At 58.1% G+C, this 456-nt stretch carries 2 pseudogenes; both read right to left on the reverse strand.

Annotated features, from left to right (window positions below):
• Positions 1-308, reverse strand: a pseudogene (locus EN804_RS34610) (ABC transporter permease); the annotation flags it as partial.
• Positions 298-456, reverse strand: a pseudogene (locus tag EN804_RS34615) (ABC transporter ATP-binding protein); the annotation flags it as partial. The pseudogenes EN804_RS34610 and EN804_RS34615, both read right to left, overlap by 11 nt.

Consider the following 456-nt stretch of genomic DNA (forward strand, 5'->3'; position numbering starts at 1 on the left):
ATGGAGCCAGTAATCGCACCGATGGTGAATTGCCCTTCCGCTCCGATGTTCCAGTTCTTGGAGCGATAACAGATCGACAGGCCGACACCGATCAGGATCAGCGGCGCGGCCTTGATCGCCAGCTCGTGCAGGGACCAGACTTCGAGCAACGGCTCCACGAAGAAGGCATAAAGCGCATGGGCCGGGTTCTTCCCGAGCATGGCGAACATGACAGCACCGACCAGCAGGGTCAGCACCAGCGCCAGAAGCGGCGAAAGAAATGTAAAAAGCCGGGAAACCCCTGCGCGTTTTTCAAGCTCAATGCGCATGCTGGGCGGCTCCCGAATGTGTCGTGTGAATGCCGCCCATCAACAGGCCGATCTTTTCGAGCGTCATTTCCTCCACCGGACGGGCCTCGGAAAGCTTGCCGTCGGAGATGACCGCGATATTGGTGGCGACTTCAAAGATTTCATCCAG

Origin of the sequence: Mesorhizobium sp. M8A.F.Ca.ET.161.01.1.1, from assembly GCF_004792105.1 — a bacterium.
Classification (GTDB): Bacteria; Pseudomonadota; Alphaproteobacteria; order Rhizobiales; family Rhizobiaceae; genus Mesorhizobium.